This window comes from Pseudomonas sp. Eqa60 (assembly GCF_018326405.1).
In the GTDB taxonomy this organism is placed as follows: Bacteria; Pseudomonadota; Gammaproteobacteria; order Pseudomonadales; family Pseudomonadaceae; genus Aquipseudomonas; species Aquipseudomonas protegens.
This window is the reverse complement of the sequence record NZ_AP024342.1, coordinates 4,030,546-4,046,857: the sequence shown is the minus strand read 5'-3', so window position 1 is coordinate 4,046,857 and position 16,312 is coordinate 4,030,546. Positions and strand designations below refer to the sequence as shown.

At 69.8% G+C, this 16,312-nt stretch carries 8 protein-coding genes; all 8 read left to right on the top strand.

What is annotated here, in order from left to right; all coding sequences use genetic code 11:
• The first annotated feature begins 4 nt into the window (after positions 1-4).
• The 8 genes from KI242_RS18350 to KI242_RS18315 all read left to right on the top strand — a co-directional run bounded on the left by KI242_RS18350 (position 5) and on the right by KI242_RS18315 (position 16,304).
• On the top strand, positions 5-286 hold the full coding sequence (locus KI242_RS18350) for a hypothetical protein (RefSeq protein WP_139187198.1): 282 nt from the start codon (positions 5-7) through the stop codon (positions 284-286).
• A gap of 81 nt (positions 287-367) precedes the next feature.
• Entirely contained in the window at positions 368-2,035 is a 1,668-nt protein-coding gene (locus KI242_RS18345; protein ID WP_053159141.1) for an AMP-binding protein, read from the top strand.
• Positions 2,028-3,773 carry an ABC transporter ATP-binding protein gene (locus KI242_RS18340; RefSeq protein WP_212805410.1) on the top strand — a complete coding sequence of 582 codons (1,746 nt, stop codon included), beginning with the start codon at positions 2,028-2,030 and terminating at the stop codon, positions 3,771-3,773. The genes KI242_RS18345 and KI242_RS18340 overlap by 8 nt, the downstream gene beginning before the upstream one ends.
• Positions 3,770-5,536 carry an ABC transporter ATP-binding protein gene (locus KI242_RS18335; RefSeq protein WP_053159137.1) on the top strand — a complete coding sequence of 589 codons (1,767 nt, stop codon included), beginning with the start codon at positions 3,770-3,772 and terminating at the stop codon, positions 5,534-5,536. Before KI242_RS18340 ends, KI242_RS18335 begins: the two co-directional genes overlap by 4 nt.
• A complete protein-coding gene (locus KI242_RS18330) occupies positions 5,526-8,996 on the top strand; it encodes a non-ribosomal peptide synthetase (RefSeq protein WP_212805409.1) in 3,471 nt (1,156 codons plus the stop codon). Before KI242_RS18335 ends, KI242_RS18330 begins: the two co-directional genes overlap by 11 nt.
• Positions 8,993-14,416, top strand: coding sequence for a non-ribosomal peptide synthetase (locus tag KI242_RS18325; RefSeq protein ID WP_212805408.1), 5,424 nt, complete (start codon positions 8,993-8,995; stop codon positions 14,414-14,416). The genes KI242_RS18330 and KI242_RS18325 overlap by 4 nt, the downstream gene beginning before the upstream one ends.
• The gene (locus KI242_RS18320) at positions 14,413-15,528 is read left to right on the top strand and encodes a saccharopine dehydrogenase NADP-binding domain-containing protein (protein WP_227454029.1); all 1,116 of its coding nucleotides are present in this window, start codon (positions 14,413-14,415) and stop codon (positions 15,526-15,528) included. The genes KI242_RS18325 and KI242_RS18320 overlap by 4 nt, the downstream gene beginning before the upstream one ends.
• On the top strand, positions 15,525-16,304 hold the full coding sequence (locus KI242_RS18315; protein WP_011061770.1) for an alpha/beta fold hydrolase: 780 nt from the start codon (positions 15,525-15,527) through the stop codon (positions 16,302-16,304). Before KI242_RS18320 ends, KI242_RS18315 begins: the two co-directional genes overlap by 4 nt.
• Positions 16,305-16,312: the final 8 nt, after the last annotated feature.

The window sequence follows — 16,312 nt, the reverse complement described above, 5'->3', positions numbered from 1 at the left end:
CCCTGTGGACCTGAAAAGAGGCCATACGCTAGCAGGAAATTGCCTTTCTGTAATTAAGAATGATTATCCTTTAGCCTTCGAGCACCGTCCTGCCGCGCTCTTTCCGGGGCGCGCCGCGCAATCAAAAGAAAAAGCCGCGCAAACGAATGTCCTGCCGATTGCCGGGTCCGGCAAATTGCCTATTAATAATCACTCTCATTTCCAGGCACGGCAGCCTCCCATGGACGACCCCTTGCTCGACAGCGCCGCAGGACCGCCGGCAACTCTTCATTCCCGCCAACCCTGACGGCGGATTCCCAGCTCATTCCAGGGGCCTGATCTTTCAGGTCCAGGGCCGCTTTTTGCGTAAAAAACATCAGGAGACAGCATGTCCACTTTCGATGACCTCAAGGATTGCCCCTCTTGGCCCGAAGACTTCGCCCAGCGCTACCGCCAGGCCGGCTACTGGCGCGACGAAACCTTTGGCGACCTGCTGCGCAGCGCCGCCCAGGCCTTTGCCGAGCGTGAAGCACTGACCGAGGGCGAGCAGCACCTGAGCTACCGGCAACTGGACCTGCGGGTCGACCAACTGGCCGCCGGCTTATACCGGCTGGGTCTGCGGGCCGGCGACAACGTGGTGCTGCAACTGCCCAACAGTGCGGCCTTCGTCGAAGTCTGCTTTGCCCTTTACCGCCTCGGGGTGCGGCCGATCTTCGCGCTGCCGGCCCACCGGCACCTGGAAATCGGCCGCTTCTGCGAGTTCGCCCGGGCCCGGGCCTACTTCTGCGCCGACCGGGACGCCAGCTTCGACTATCGGGCCATGGCCCGCGACCTCAAGGACCGCAACCCGCAGCTGGAGTGGGTGGTAGTCGCCGGCGAGGCCGAGGAATTCACGGCCTTGCACAGCCTGTATGAGCCGGCGCCTGCGCGCACCTTCCCGTCCCCCAGCGCCGACGCGGTGGCCTGTTTCCAGCTCTCCGGCGGCTCCACCGGGGTGCCCAAGCTGATCCCGCGCCGGCACCACGAATACCTCTACAACCTGCGGGCCAGCGCCGAGCGCTGTGGCCTGTCCGAGGCCAGCGTGTACCTGGTGGCGCTGCCCATGGCGCACAACTTTCCCATGTGCTGCCCAGGGTTCATCGGCACCTTTTCGGTGGGCGGGCGGGTGGTGCTGAGCCCCTCGCCGAGCCCGGAAGTCTGCTTCGAACTGATCGAGCGCCAGGGGGTGACCCACACCGCCCTGGTGCCGCCCCTGGCCCTGGTCTGGCTGGAAGCGGCCCAGGCCCGCGGGCGTGGCCTGGTGCCGTTGCAACTGCTGCAAGTGGGCGGCGCCAAGCTCAGCTACGAGGCCGCAAGGCGCATCGAACCGGTGCTCGGCTGCCGCCTGCAGCAGGTGTTCGGCATGGCCGAGGGGCTGATCTGCTACACCGACCCCGAGGACCCGCCACAGCGGGTGCTGCACACCCAGGGCCGGCCGCTGTCGCCGGCGGACGAAATTCGTGTGGTGGACGAGCACGACCAGCCGGTGCCGGTGGGGCAGGTGGGGCAGTTGCTGACCCGCGGCCCCTACACCATCCGCGGTTACTACCGTTACCCCGAGCACAACGCCCAGGCCTTCACGGCCGATGGTTTCTACCGCACCGGCGACCGGGTCATGCTCACTGCCGACGGCTACCTGATGGTGGAAGGGCGCGACAAGGACCTGATCAACCGCGGGGGCGAAAAGATCGCTGCCGAAGAAGTGGAAAACCTGCTGCTCAGCCACCCGTCGGTGGCCGACATCGCCCTGGTGGCGATGCCTGATGCCTTCCTGGGCGAACGCACCTGCGCCTTCGTCATCCCCCGCGGCACCGCGCCCCGGGCCCCGGAGCTGCTGCGTCACCTAAGGGCCCAGGGCCTGGCGGCGTTCAAGCTGCCGGACCGCTTCGAGTTCATCCCGGCCTTCCCCCAGACCGGGGTCGGCAAGGTCAGCCGCAAGCACCTGCGCGAGGCGATCCAGGCCCTGTACTTCGGCGCCCAGGCCGAACCCCTGGAGGGAAGTGGCGCCCGTGGCTGAACGACAAGGACTTTGCGACCTGTTGCACCCGGTGCGCGGGCGCCTGCTGGCGGCCATGCTGCTGCAGGCCCTGGCGGCGCTGGTGGGGCTGTTGCCGTTCATTGCCGTGGCCGAACTGGCGCCGCTGCTGCTGGCCGGCGAGCTGGATGCGCAGCGTGCGCAGTTCTGGCTGCTGGCCGGCGCCGCCGCTTTGCTCCTGCGCCTGCTGGGGCTGGCGGCGGCATTGCAGATCACCCACCTGGCCGACAGCGACCTGCAACGCCAACTGCGCCAGCGCATCGCCGCGCACCTGGCACGGGTGCCCCTGGCCTGGTTCGGCCAGCAGCGGGAGACCGCCGAACGGGCCTTGCTGGATGATGTCGGCGCCCTGCACCAGTTGGTGGCGCACCTGCCCAACAACCTGGTGGCGGCGCTGGTGGTGCCCCTGGCTAGCCTGGTCTACCTGCTCACGGTGAGCCTGCCCATGACCCTGGTGGTGCTGCTGCCGCCATTGCTGGCGCTGTGGCGCTTGCGGGTCATGCGCACCCCGGCCTATCAGGCCGAGCGCCAGCGCCTGGGGGCGGCCCTGGGCGACCTGTCCACCGCGACCCTGAACTTTGTGCAGAGCATCGCCATGGTCAAGTCGTTCGGCCGTGCCGAGCGGGTGCAGGCGGATTTCGTGAGCGCGGTGCGGGGTTTCGGGCGTTTTTTCTCCCAGTGGGTGGAGCGCTGGGCGGGCCTGGGGGCGAGTGTCGAGGTGCTGCTGTCGCCCTTGCTGGTGCTGGCCCTGGTGCTGGTGGCCGGGGTGGCGCTGACGGCGGCCGGCTGGCTGCACCCGGTGCAACTGTTGCCGTTCGCCCTGCTTGGCCCGGCCCTGGCGGCGCCGGTGGCGGCATTGGGGCATGGCGCCGATTCCCTGGTCCAGGGCCGGGCGGCGGCGCAGCGCATCAGCACCGTGCTGAGTACCCCGGTGCAGGCGCAGCCGGCATTTTCCCGGGAGCCCGAGGGGCATCAGGTGATCTTTGATGAAGTGGCTTTCAGCTACCCCGACGGCACCCAGGTGCTGCACGGCATCGACCTGTGCCTGCAACCGGGGACCCTGACCGCCCTGGTGGGGGATTCGGGCGCTGGCAAGTCGACCCTGGCCACCTTGCTGGCGCGCTTTGCCGACGTCAGCGCCGGGGCCATCCGCATCGGCGGCGTCGACCTGCGGGACATGGACAGCGCGACCCTCTATCGCCAGGTGGCCTTTGTCTTCCAGGACGTGCGCCTGCTGCGCAGCAGCGTTCTGGACAACCTGCGCCTGGGGCGTCCCGAGGCCACGCTGGCCGAGGTCGAGGAGGCGGCCCGGGCGGCGCAGATCCACAGTCGTATCACCGCCTTGCCCCAGGGTTATCACACCCAGCTGGGCAGTGGCGTGCAGCTCTCCGGTGGTGAAGTGCAGCGCCTGGGCATTGCCCGGGCGATGCTCAGCCAGGCACCGATCCTGGTGCTGGACGAAGCCACCGCCGCCAGCGACCCGGAGTCCGAAGCGGCGATCCAGCAGGCGTTGTCGCGGCTGGCGGCGGGGCGCACGGTGCTGGTGATCGCCCATCGCCTGAGCAGTATCCAGGATGCCGACCAGATTGCCGTGCTGCAGGCCGGGCAACTGGTGGAATGCGGCCGGCACTCGGCCCTGCTGGAGCAGCAGGGGGAGTATGCCGGGCTGTGGGCGGCGCAGCAGTTCTGCGCCGTGGAAACGGCGGGGGAGCAGGCATGATTGGCGCACTGTTACGCAGTTTGCAGCCGGCCGAAGCCAGCCTGCTGCGCCGGGCCTTGCTGGCCATGGCCGCCAGTGCCCTGGCCCAGGGCGCGGCGCTGGCCCTGTTGCCCATGGCCTTTGCCAGCCTGTTCGATGCCGCTGCCGGGCAGGCGCCGTGGCGATGGGCCGGGGCCTTTGCCGGTTTCGCGCTGCTGTGCCTGGGGGTGCGCCGGCATGCGCAACTGGCGGGCTACCGCGCGGGCGCCGCGGCGGCCCAGTCGTTGAACCTGCGCATCGGCGAACAACTGGTGCGCCTGCCCCTGGAGTGGTTCGTCGAGCGCCGCAGCGCCGAGCTCAATCGGCTGGTGACCCACACCGTACTGCAGATCATGAGCACCCCGGCGCACCTGTTGCAGCCCATGGCCAACGCCTTGCTGACGCCCCTGGCGCTGCTTGTGGCGCTGTTCTTCTATGACCGCACCATGGCCCTGGCGGCCTTGGCCAGCGTGCCCCTGCTGCTGGTGTTCTACCACTGGGGCGTACGCTGGGGCGGCCAGGCCGAAAGCCGCAGTGAGGCGGCGGCCAACGAGGCGGCGGCGCGGGTCCTGGAGTTCCTGCGCCAGCAGCCGCTGCTGCGTGCCAGTGGCCGCACCGGCGAAGGCTTCAGCCTGCTCACCGAGGCCTTGCAGCAACAGCGCCGGGCCCAGCGTCGGGCCCACTGGCGGACCTTTCCGGCGGCCCTGGGGCTGGCGGTGGTACTCCAGGCCGGCTACACCGCGATGCTGCTATGCGGCCTGTATGCAGTGCTCGGTGGCAGCCTGGGAGTGGCCCAGTACCTGGCGCTGGCGGTGCTCGCCACCTGCCTGGTGGAGCCCATGGGTACCCTGGTCAACCTCGGCACGACCTTGCGCCAGACCCGCCATGGCCTGAACCGTTTGCGCCACTTGTTGCGCCTGCCGGCGCTGCCGGAGCCGAGCCAGCCCGAGGAACCCCGGGGGCATCAGGTGCAGGTGCGCGACCTGGGGCTGGTGCGCCAGGAGCAGGTGATCCTGCAGGGCATCAGCTTCGAGCTGGCGCCGGCCTCGCTGAACCTGCTGGTGGGCGCCTCCGGCTCCGGCAAGTCGAGCCTGCTGCGCCTGCTGGCGCGGTTCAGCGATGTCGATAGCGGCGCCATTTTGTTGGGTGGTGTCGACCTGCGCCAACTGTCCGCCGCGCAGCGCGATCGTTCCATCGCGCTGATGTTCCAGGACTGTCCGCCGCTGGCTGCGAGCTTGCTGGACAACCTGCGCCTGGGCGGCCCCGAGGCCAGCGACAGCCAACTGATGGACGCCGCCCGCGCCACCGGCCTGGACCTTGTGGCCCAGCGCCTGCCCCAGGGCTGGCAGACCCGGGTCGGCGAGGGCGGCGTCAGCCTCTCCGGGGGCGAGCGCCAGTGCCTGGCCCTGGCCCGGGTGCTGCTCAAGGACGCCAGCCTGATCCTGCTGGACGAACCCACCGCGGCCCTCGATGCCATCAGCGAGGCCCGGGTCAACCGTTGCCTGCTGCAACTGGCGCGCAAGCACACGGTGCTGCTGGTGACTCACAAACCGATCCTGGCCCCCAGCGCCGGACAGATCCTCCTGCTGGAGCAGGGCCACCTGGCCCAGCGCGGTACCCACGCCCAACTGATGGCGGCCCCGGGCCGTTATCGCGAGCTGTTTCACGAGCGCGAGGCGATCAATCGCTGGCGCCTGCGCCAACCCCCTTCCGTACCCCAAAGGAACGTCCACCATGACCGATAACCCAGCACTGGCACGCGCTCATCCAGCGGACGCCGGCCTGAGTCATTCACCCCAAGGACTCTGCGAAGGCATTGCCCGGCTGCTCGGCTACAGCGCCGAGGATCTTGAACCCCAGGCCTCCCTGATCGAGCAGGGGCTCGACTCGGTGAGCATCATGCGCCTGCCGGCGCTGCTGGCCGCCGAAGGCGTGGCCCTGAGCTTCGCCGAACTGATCCAGCAACCGACCCTGGACGCCTGGTGGGCGCTGATCGAGGCTCGCCGTGGCCTCGCGGCGCCGCGCCTGCAGGCTGTGGCCAGCGCTCCTGCCAACAGCGATTTCGCCCTGACCCCACTGCAACAGGCCTACTGGTTCGGCCGCGATCCGGGCATGCCCCTGGGCGGCGTCGGCTGCCACCTGTACCAGGAACTGGACGGCCATGGCCTGGAGCCCCAGCGCCTGGAGCAGGCCCTGCGCCGCCTGTGCCAGCGCCATCCGATGCTGCGGGCGTGCTTTATCAGCGACACCTGCCAGCGCATCCTGCCCCAGAGCCCCTGGCCCGGGCTGACCGTCCACGACCTGCGCCAGGCTTCCTGCGTCGGGGCTGCCGAGGCCCTGGAGCAGATCCGCGAAAACCTCTCGCACCGGTGCCTGGAGGTCAGCCGCGGGCAGGTGTTCGATGTGCAGTTGAGCCTGCTGCCCGAAGGTCGCAGCCGCCTGCACCTGAACATCGACCTGCTGGTGGCCGACGTGCTCAGCATTGGCATCCTGCTGCGCGACCTGGCGCTGATCCATGCCGGCCAGGAGCACAGCCTGCCGGCCCTGGACTGGAACTTCGCCGACTACCTGCGGGCCGAACAGGCGGTGCGCGCGCCACTGCTGGCGGCGGCCCGGGAGTATTGGCTGGAGCGCCTGGAAGAGCTGCCGGACGGCCCGCAACTGCCCCTGGCCCAGGAACCGCAGAACGCCGGCACTGCGCGTTTTCGCCGCCTGGCCATGCGTCTGGACCAGGGCCAGTTGCAGGCCCTGGAGCAGCGCGCCCGGCAGCACGGGCTGACCCTGGCCAGCGTGCTGGCCTGCGCCTATGCCCAGGTGCTGGGGCGCTGGAGCGCCAGCCAGCATTTCCTGCTCAACGTGCCGCTGTTCAATCGCCAGGAACTGCACCCGTGCGTGCCTCATCTGCTGGCGGACTTTTCCAACCTGGTGCTGCTGGAGGTCGACCAGCGCCAGCCCGCGCCCTTCAGCCAGCAGGCCCTGGCGTTGCAGGCTCAATTGCACCGTGACATTGCCCACAGCGCCTGGCCCGGGGTCGAGGTGCTGCGCGAGCGGGCGCGGCTGCGCCAGGGCGGTGGCCAGGGCGCGCCGGTGGTGTTCGCCTGCAACCTGGGCCCGGCCTTTGTCGACGCCACATGCCGCGAGCAACTGGGCGAACCGGGCTGGGCGCTGTCGCAGACGCCCCAGGTCTGGCTCGACCACCAGAGCTACCCGCTGGCCGACGGCCTGCTGCTGAACTGGGACGCGGTGGACGCGCTGTTCCCCGAAGGCCTGCTGGACGAGATGTTCGACGCCTACCGCGCCTTGCTGTTGTGGCTGTGCGCCAACGACTGGCAGCAGGTGGCGCCCTTGCCGCTGCCGGCGGCGCAACAGCAGCGCCGCCAGCAGGTCAATGCCACCGCACACGCGACCCCGGCGCAGCTGTTGCACCAGGGCTTTTTCCAGCAGGCGCGCCTGAACCCCGAGGCCGTGGCGCTGATCTGCGAGCAGGGCAGCCTGAGCTACGCCGAGCTCGCCCGGCAGGCCCTGCAACTGGCCGGGGCCTTGGGCGAGTGGGGCGTGCAGCCGGGTGACGCGGTGGCGATCACCTTGCCCAAGGGCCGCGACCAGGTGGTCGCGGTGCTGGGGACCCTTGCCGCCGGGGCGGTCTATGTGCCGGTGGGCATCGAGCAGCCGCCGGCGCGCCGCGACATGATCTACCAGCGCGCCGGGGCGCGGGTGGTGATCACCGATCAGGCCCACCGCGAGGGCGGTATCTGGCTCGCCGAACTGCGGGTGGTGACCCTGGCCCAGGCGCTGGTCGCACCGGCGCTGGGGCAACCCCTGGAGATGGCGGCGGATGCCCTGGCCTACGTGATCTTCACCTCGGGCACCACCGGCGAACCCAAGGGCGTGGAACTGTCCCATCGGGCGGCGATGAACACCGTCACCGCGATCAACCGGCGCTACCAGGTGAGCGCCGAGGATCGGGTGCTGGGGGTCTCGGCCCTGGATTTCGACCTGTCGGTGTACGACCTGTTCGGCCTGCTGAGTGTCGGCGGCGCCCTGGTGCTGCCGGCGGACGGGCTGCGCAAGGAGCCCCGGGAATGGCTGCGGCTGATCCGCGAGCAGCGGGTGAGTGTGTGGAACTCGGTGCCGGCGCTGCTGGACATGCTGACCCTGCAAGTGCGCGACGACGGCGGCCTGGGAGCCTTGCGCCTGGCTATGGTCTCCGGTGACTGGGTCGGCCTCGACCTGCCACGGCGCCTGGAGCGGGCGGCGGGCCACCGCGTGCCGTTCGTGGCCCTGGGCGGCGCCACCGAGGCGGCGATCTGGTCCAACTACCAGGACGTGGCGCAGGTGCCCGGGCACTGGCGTTCGATCCCCTACGGGCGGCCCCTGGACAACCAGTGCTTCCGGGTGGTGGACAGCCAGGGCCGGGACTGCCCGGACTGGGTGCCCGGCGAGCTGTGGATCGGCGGTGCCGGGGTGGCCGCCGGCTATCGCGGCCTGCCGACCCTCAGCGCCCAGCGCTTTGTCGAGCACGAGGGCCGGCGCTGGTATCGCACCGGCGACCAGGGCCGCTACTGGGCCGACGCCAGCCTGGAGTTTCTCGGGCGCCTGGACCATCAGGTCAAGGTCCGCGGCTTTCGCATCGAGCTGGCAGAAATCGATGTGGCCCTGGAGCGCCACCCGGCCATCGACCGCGCGCTGAGCCTGGTGCTGCCCGGCAGCGAAGCGCAGCTGGCGGCGGTGCTGCTGGCCCGGGAGCCGCTGCCCGAACCCCAGGCCCTGCGCCAGTGGCTGGGGCAATGGCTGCCCGAACACATGCTCCCGGACCTCTGGCTGAGCCTGCCGGAACTGCCCCTGAGCACTAACGGCAAGGTCGATCGCGCAGCTTTGCTGTGGCTGCTGCAGGAGCAGCGCCGGGGCATCCAGCCGCAGAGTGCCGAGCCGCCGCAAGGGGAATGGGAAGAGGCCGTGGCCGCGCTCTGGCAGGAGCTGCTGGAGGTGCCGCAGGTGGGCCGGCACCAGGGCTTTTTTGCCCTGGGCGGCAACAGCCTGCTGGCGGCCCGGTTGATCGAACGCATCGCCCGGCAGTTCCAGCTGGAACTGTCGCTCAAGGATTTTTTCAACGCGGCCACCGTGGCCCTGCAGGGGCAGTTGCTTGCCTCGCGCCGGGAACAGCGGCCCGTCAATCAGAACGCAATGGTGGAGGGCGTGTTATGACGCTGCAGCAACTGCAACAGGATCTGCAACAACTGGGTGTGGAGCTCTGGGAAGAACAGGGTCGCTTGCGCTATCGGGCCCCGGCCGGGGTCATGGACGAGGCGCGCCTGCAACAGCTGCGCGAACACAAGGAGGCGCTGCTGCAACAGCTGCAAGCGGCGCAGATGCCGACCCTGGAGGCCGACCATTCGGCCCGGGAAGAACCCTTCCCGCTGACCGACGTGCAGGCCGCCTACCTGCTGGGCCGCACCACGGCTTTCAGCTACGGCGGCGTGGCCTGCCACGGCTACCTGGAGTTCGCCCAGAAGGACCTGGACCCGGTGCGCCTGGAGCAGGCCTGGAACCAGTTGATCGCGCGTCACGAGATGCTGCGGGCCGTGGTCCTGGAGGAGGGCTACCAGCGCATCCTGCCCCAGGTGCCGCATTACTCCATCGCCCGCCACGACCTGAGCCGGGACGACGGCAGCGCCTTGCAGGCCTTGCGCGAGCGCATGGAACTGCGCCGTGCACCGCCCCAGCAATGGCCGCTGATCGAGCTGTGCGTGAGCCAGGGCCGCGACACCTCGCGCTTGCACCTGTCAGTGGACCTCTTGGTGTGCGACTACCAGAGCGTGCGCATGCTGCTGGCCGAACTGCAGCAGCTGTACCGCGGCGAGAGCCTGCCGGCGCCGGCGCAGATCAGCTTTCGCGACTATGTGCTGGGTGAGCGCCGCCTGCGCGAGCAGCCGCGCTACCAGCGTGATCGCGACTACTGGTGGGCGCGGGTCGACAGCCTGCCGGGTGCGCCGGAACTGCCATTGCTGGGGCCGCCCAGCGGGCCGCGCTTCCAGCGCCGGGCCATGGGCCTGGAGGCCCGGGACTGCAATGCCTTGCGCCTGAACGCGGCGGCGGCCGGGGTCGGTGTGTCGGCGGCAATCCTCTCGGCCTATGCCGAAACCCTGGGCCGCTGGAGCCGGCGCGGGCACTTCTGCCTGAGCCTGACCCTGCTCAATCGCCTGTCCCTGCACCCCCAGGTGGATCGCCTGGTGGGGGACTTCAGCTCGGTGGAACTGCTGGAAGTGCAGACCCTGCAAGGCGGCAGCTTCGGCCAGCGCAGCCAGCAGCTGCAGGAGCGCCTGTGGCAGGACATGGACCATCGCCTGTGTTCGGGCATCGAAGTGCTGCGCGAGCTGGCGCGGCGCAAGGGCCAGGACGCGGCGCTGATGCCCTACGCCTTCACCAGCACCCTGGGGGCCGGCGGCGAGAGCGGCGGCGGGGCCTTCATGCCCGGTGCCGAGCTGGTGTTCGGCATCAGCCAGACGCCCCAGGTGCTGATCGACTGCCAGGTCAGCGAGCGTGACGACGGCTTGGCGATCAACTGGGACATCCGCGAAGGGGTGTTCAGCGAGACCCTGCTGGATGCGCTGTTCGACACCTTCGAACGCCTGCTCAAGCGCCTGGCCCGGGAGCCCTCGGCCTGGACCCTGGATGACTGCCTGGAGTTGCCGGCGGCCCAGCGTCTGCAGCGCGAGCTGGTGAACCAGACTGCCGCGCCTTTGCCCTCCGGCCTGCTGCATGAGCCGTTCTGGCGCCAGGCCGCGGCTGCTCCCGAGCGTGTGGCGCTGATCCAGGGCGCCGCGCAACTGAGCTACGGCGAACTGGCCGGGCGCGCCGAAGCCGTGGCCGAAGCCTTGCTCGACGCCGGCTGCCAGCCTGGAGAGCGGGTCGCGGTGTGCATGGACAAGGGCCTGGAACAGGTGATCGCGGTGCTCGGCATCCTGCGGGCCGGGGCCGCCTACCTGCCCCTGGACACCAACCAGCCCGAGGCCCGGCGCCAGTTGATCCTGGACAACGCCGAGGTCGCCCGGGTGCTCAGCCAGTCCTGGCTGAGCGACAGTCTGTGCTGGCCGGCGCGGGTGACCCAGGTGATCGCGGTGGACCAGGGCCCGCGGGCGGCACAACGGGCGTTGCCGAGCCTGGACATCGACCCGCAGCAACTGGCCTACGTGATCTACACCTCGGGCTCCACCGGGGTGCCCAAGGGCGTGATGATCAACCATCAGGCGGCCCTCAATACCATCGTCGACATCAACCAGCGCTTTGCCATCGAGGCCCAAGACCGGGTACTGGCCCTGGCCAGCCTGGGCTTCGATCTGTCGGTGTACGACATCTTCGGCCTGCTGGCCGTGGGCGGCGCGCTGGTGCTGCCGGACCCGCAACGCCGCGCCGACCCTTCGCATTGGGCCGAGTGCGTCCGGGAACACGGGGTGACCCTGTGGAACTCGGTGCCGGCGCAATTGCAGATGCTCACCCACTACCTGCAGGCCGTGCCATCCATGGCCCCCGGTTCCCTGCGCCTGGCGCTGCTGTCTGGAGACTGGATCCCCCTGAACCTGCCGGCGGAGGCCGCCCAGCTACTGCCCGGGCTGCGGCTGATCAGCCTCGGCGGCGCCACCGAAGCGGCGATCTGGTCGATCTACTATCCGATTACCCAGGTCAACCCCCAGTGGCGCAGCATTCCCTACGGCATGCCCCTGGCCAATCAGCGCTTCATGGTGCTCGACGAGCAGGGCCGGGATCGCCCGCAAGGGGTGGCCGGCGAGCTGTACATCGCCGGTAGCGGTCTGGCCCTGGGGTACCTGGGGGATGCCGAGAAAACCGCCGAGCGCTTTGTCGACCATCCGCGCAGCGGAGAGCGCCTGTACCGCACCGGCGACCTGGGGCGCTACCTGGACGACGGCCTGATCGAGTTCCTCGGCCGTGAAGATTTCCAGGTCAAGGTCCGTGGCCACCGCATTGAACTGGCGGAGGTGGAAAGCGCGCTGCTCAGCCATCCCCATGTGGAGTCCGCGGTGGTGGTGGCAGCGGGCGAGGGCGCCTTCGAGCGGCACTTGCAAGCCTGCCTGCGGGCCAGCCTGCGGGACACGCCGATCGCCTGGCCGGCGCAGTTGCAGGCGCGCACCCAGGCGGCGGCCGAAGCCGTGCGCGGCGGCTTGAGCGATGCCCTGGTGAGCGAGATGTCGGCCTGTGTCGAGCGCGCCGCACTGCTGTCCATGGGCCTGGCCCTGCAACGCCCCGGCTTGTTCGAGAGCGCCGGGCAGAGCCATGCCCTGGACGAGATTGTCGCGGCTTGTGAGGTGGCGCCGCGCAACCAGCGCTTGATCCGCCGTTGGCTGCAAGCCCTGGCCCGGGAAGGCCTGGTGCACCGGGACCTGCACACCGGGCGTTATTCGGGCCTGCAGGTATCGGCCGAGGAATACCGCCAGCAATGGCAGCGCATCGATGCCCTGGAACCGTCCGTGGGCTGGGGCGCCGAAGTGCTGCGCTACCTGCGCGAAAGCCAGGAGCAACTGCCGGCGCTGATGAGCGACCAACTGGACCCGCTGCACCTGCTGTTTCCCCAGGGCCGCACCGACACCGCCGAAGGCGCCTACCGCAAGAACCTGATCAGCCAGTACCTGAACCAGGCGGTGTGCGCCGCGGTGCAGGAGATCATCCGCCAGCGTCCGGCCGGCCAGCGCCTGCGCCTGCTGGAAATCGGCGCCGGGGTCGGCGGCACCAGCGCCGACCTGATCCCGGCCCTGGACGGGCTGGCGGTGGACTACCAGTTCACCGACCTGTCGCAGTTCTTCCTCAACGAGGCCCGGGAACATTTCGCCGCTTACCCCTGGGTCAGCTACGGGCTGTTCGACCTCAACCAGGACCATTGGGCCCAGGGCGTGGCCGCCAACTCCCTGGACGTGATCCTCTGCGCCAACGTGCTGCACAACGCGCGGCACGCCAGCCGGGTGCTGGCGCGGCTGCGGGAGATGCTGGCCCCGGGCGGCTGGCTGATCTTCATCGAGGCCACTCGCGACACCTACCAGATCATGGCGTCCATGGAGTTCAAGGAGGGCCTCACCGCCTTCGAGGATTTCCGGGCCGAACTGGATACCACCTTCATCCGCCGCGAACAGTGGCAGCAGTTGCTGCTGGAGGCCGGAGGCGAGACCCCGCTGTGCCTGCCCGGGGCCGATGACGCCATGTCGCAGATCGGCCAGCACCTGTTCATCACCCGCTTCAAGAGCGAGCGCCAGGCCCTGGAGCCCGAGCAGATGCGGGCCCATCTGGCCCGGCACCTGCCGGAGTACATGATCCCGAGCCACTGGCAGATCCTCGATGAAATGCCCCTGACCGCCAACGGCAAGGTCGACCGCCAGGCCCTGGCGCGGATCGGCGTGGCCGGCCCCGAGCAGCAGGCCAGCAGCGGCGCGGCGCCCGTGGATGAGCTGGAACGCAGCATTGCCGAAGTCTGGCAGACCCTGTTGCGGGTGCCGGCGGTGGGCCGTGACCAGGGCTTCTTCGAGCTTGGCGGCGACTCGCTGCTGGTGGCCCAGGTGGTGGGCCGCCTGCGTGAAGCCTTGCCCCAGGCCCGGCAGTTGCCCTGGAGTGACCTGCTGCGCCAGTTGATCAACCAGCCCACTGTGGCGGCCCTGGCCGATTACCTGCGAGGCCAGGGCGTGGAGGGCGATTCGCCGCTGGTGCGCATCAGCGACAAGGCCCAGGGCCCGACGCGGATCTTCGTCCACGACGGCAGCGGCACCCTGGCGCCGTACCGCGCGCTGTTTGCCGCCCTGGGGGAAGAAGCGCCCCTGGAAGGGCTGGTGCTCAACGATGTGCCGGCCTACCTGGCCCTGGAGCCCGCCACGGCGATCCGCCAGTTGGCCGAGCGTTATGCCGACACTCTGCAGGCCGAAGGCCGGCGCCAGGTGAGCATCGTCGGCTACTGCCTGGGCGGGCTGCTGGCCACCGAGCTGGCGGCGTGCCTGGCGGCGCGCTCCATCGAGGTGCTGCAACTGAGCGTGATCAGCAGCTACCGGGTGCCGTTCATGATCGAGGACGACCTCTTGGCCGAGTACGTGTTCGCCCGGGTGATGCAGGCCGATCCGCTGGCCCTGGGTTACCCCGAGGATGAACAGGCCATGGAACGCACCATCGCCCGGGTGCTGACGCAGACTCCGGGGCGCGTGCCCCAGGGTTCGCTGCTGGCCTTGAGCGAGGATGCCCAGTGCGCCCCGGCCCTGGCCTGCCTGCGGCGTCTGGCACACAAGACCCCGGAGCAGCGCCTGCAGGCCATTGCCGAGGCCATGCGCCACGCCGGTTCGCAACTGAGCGACCTGCACTGGCTGCGCGAGCAGTTGCAGGTATTGCGCCACAGCCTGGCCGCGGTAGCCCTGCACGAGGCCACGCCGTACCAGGGCGACATGCTGTTCATTCGCCAGAGCGGCGAGGTGCAGGTGCTGCCCGGCATGCACCGCGACATGAGCGCCTACTGGCAGGCCCTGTGCCTGGGTGAGCTGCGGGTAGTGGATGTGCCCGGGGATCATTTCAGTTGCATGCAGCAGCCCCAGGTGCAAGCCGTGGCCCAGGCCTTCGATGCACCCACCGAGGTGGCGGCATGAGGGCAGGGGTGATGGGGCTGGTCGGCGCTTACGGCAGCGTCGGCCGTCAGGTCGCGCAGTTGCTGGCCGGCAAGGTGGCACTGCGCCTGGGTGGACGCGATCCGCGGCAGGCCGAGCAACTGAACCAGCAGTTGGGGGCGCGCGCCGAGGTGCGCGCCCTGGACCTGTGGGAGCCACAGAGCCTGGCGGACTTCTGCGCTGGTTGTACGCTGGTGATCAACTGCGCCGGGCCCAGCTACCGGATTCTCGATCGGGTGGCCCGGGCCGCCCTGGCCGCAGGCGCCGACTACCTGGATGTGGGGGGCGACGATCCACTCCATGAGCGGCTGGTGGGACAGTTGCCGGCGGGGCACCGGGTGCTGTTGTCGGCGGGCATGCTGCCGGGGCTCTCGGGGCTGTTTCCGCAACTGCTAGCGCAGTCCTTCCAGCGGGTCGATGCCTTGCGCTGCTATGCCGGTGGGCTGGGGTGCTTGTCCGCCACGGCTGCCGAGGATTTCCTGCTGAGCCTGGGCAACGGCTTCGGCCAGGCCCAGTGCGGCTGGTGCGAAGGGCAGGTGGTGCGCAGCACGGCAAGTGCCGAACAGGCATTGCAACGCGACTGGCTGCCACCGGCCGGGGTGCAGGCCTATCCGTACCTGAGCACCGAGCAGCAGCGCCTGTTCGGTGATGTACCGGTGCGCCACGGTCAGGGTTTCAACCTGTTCGAGGGCGGCCAACTGGCGGCGGCCCTGCAACGTATCCAGGGCTCGGCGCCAGAGGCGCGGAGCAGCGCGCAGAACATCGCTGCGCTGGTGCAGGCCAGCGCCCTGGATGTGGCCGGGCGCCGGCCCTATCAACTGCTGGCGGTGGAAATCGACGGCCTGCGCGAGGGCCGCCAGCAGCAGGCCAGCGCCTGGCTGCGGGCCAGCGACGGCTCGCGCCTGACCGGCAGCGTCGCAGCCTTCTGTGCATTGCAGTGGGCGCATCTGCCTGAGGGGCTGCACTACGCCGCCCAGGTGCTGGACGCGACGGCCTGCCTGGAACAACTGCTGCGCTGGCTGCCGGATACCCGGGTGCACCTGCCCGACTTCGCCGCTGTGGCGCTGGCCGAGCCAGAGGAGGGCGTGCTGTGAGAAAGGTTCCCAGTGCCTGGCTGCGTCGTTATCCGCAGCCGCAACCGCCGCGCTGCCGCCTGGTGTGCCTGCCCCATGCCGGTGGCAGTGCGAGCTTTTTCAACGACTGGCGTGGCCAGTTGCCGGCGGATGTCGAGCTGGTCAGCGTGCAGTACCCGGGGCGCGAAGAGCGCCTGAGCGAAAGTTGGCCCGGCAGCCTGGAGTGGATGGCGGGCACTATTACCCGGGCCCTGTCGGACCTGGTGGACCGGCCCCTGGTGCTGTTCGGCCACAGCATGGGCGCGGCCCTGGCCTATGAGGTGGCGGCGCGCATGCAGCAGCAGGGCTCGGCGCCACAACGGTTGATCGTGTCCGCGCACCCCGCGCCCCATCGCCAGCGCAGCGGCGAACTGCACCTGGGCCCGGACGAGGACCTGCTGGCGGATGTGCGACGCCTGTCGGACGGTGCGCCGTCGCCCCTGGATGACCCGGCGCTGCGCGACCTGTACCTGCCGGCGTTGCGCAACGACTACCGGCTGATCGAGTGCTACCGCGGTGCGCCCGGCCGCGCCCTGGACCTGCCCCTGAGCGTGTGCCTGGGGGCCCGGGACACCGAGGTGGACCAGGACGAAGCCTATGCCTGGGCCGAGGTCAGCGCCCAGGTCACCGACTTCCAGGCCTTCCCCGGCGGGCACTTCTACCTGCGCGAGCAACAGGCCGAACTGCTGCGCCACCTGACCCGGCTGTTGGCCGGCCATGGCGAGCAGCCGTGGCAGTGCTGGCCCTCGACCCCATGAATTTTCCC

Coding starts and splice junctions, on each gene's coding strand:
- KI242_RS18335 (WP_053159137.1), top strand. CDS start 3,770: ATGATTGGCGCACTGTTACGCAGTTTGCAGCCGGCCGAAGCCAGCCTG.
- KI242_RS18345 (WP_053159141.1), top strand. CDS start 368: ATGTCCACTTTCGATGACCTCAAGGATTGCCCCTCTTGGCCCGAAGAC.
- KI242_RS18320 (WP_227454029.1), top strand. CDS start 14,413: ATGAGGGCAGGGGTGATGGGGCTGGTCGGCGCTTACGGCAGCGTCGGC.
- KI242_RS18330 (WP_212805409.1), top strand. CDS start 5,526: ATGACCGATAACCCAGCACTGGCACGCGCTCATCCAGCGGACGCCGGC.
- KI242_RS18325 (WP_212805408.1), top strand. CDS start 8,993: ATGACGCTGCAGCAACTGCAACAGGATCTGCAACAACTGGGTGTGGAG.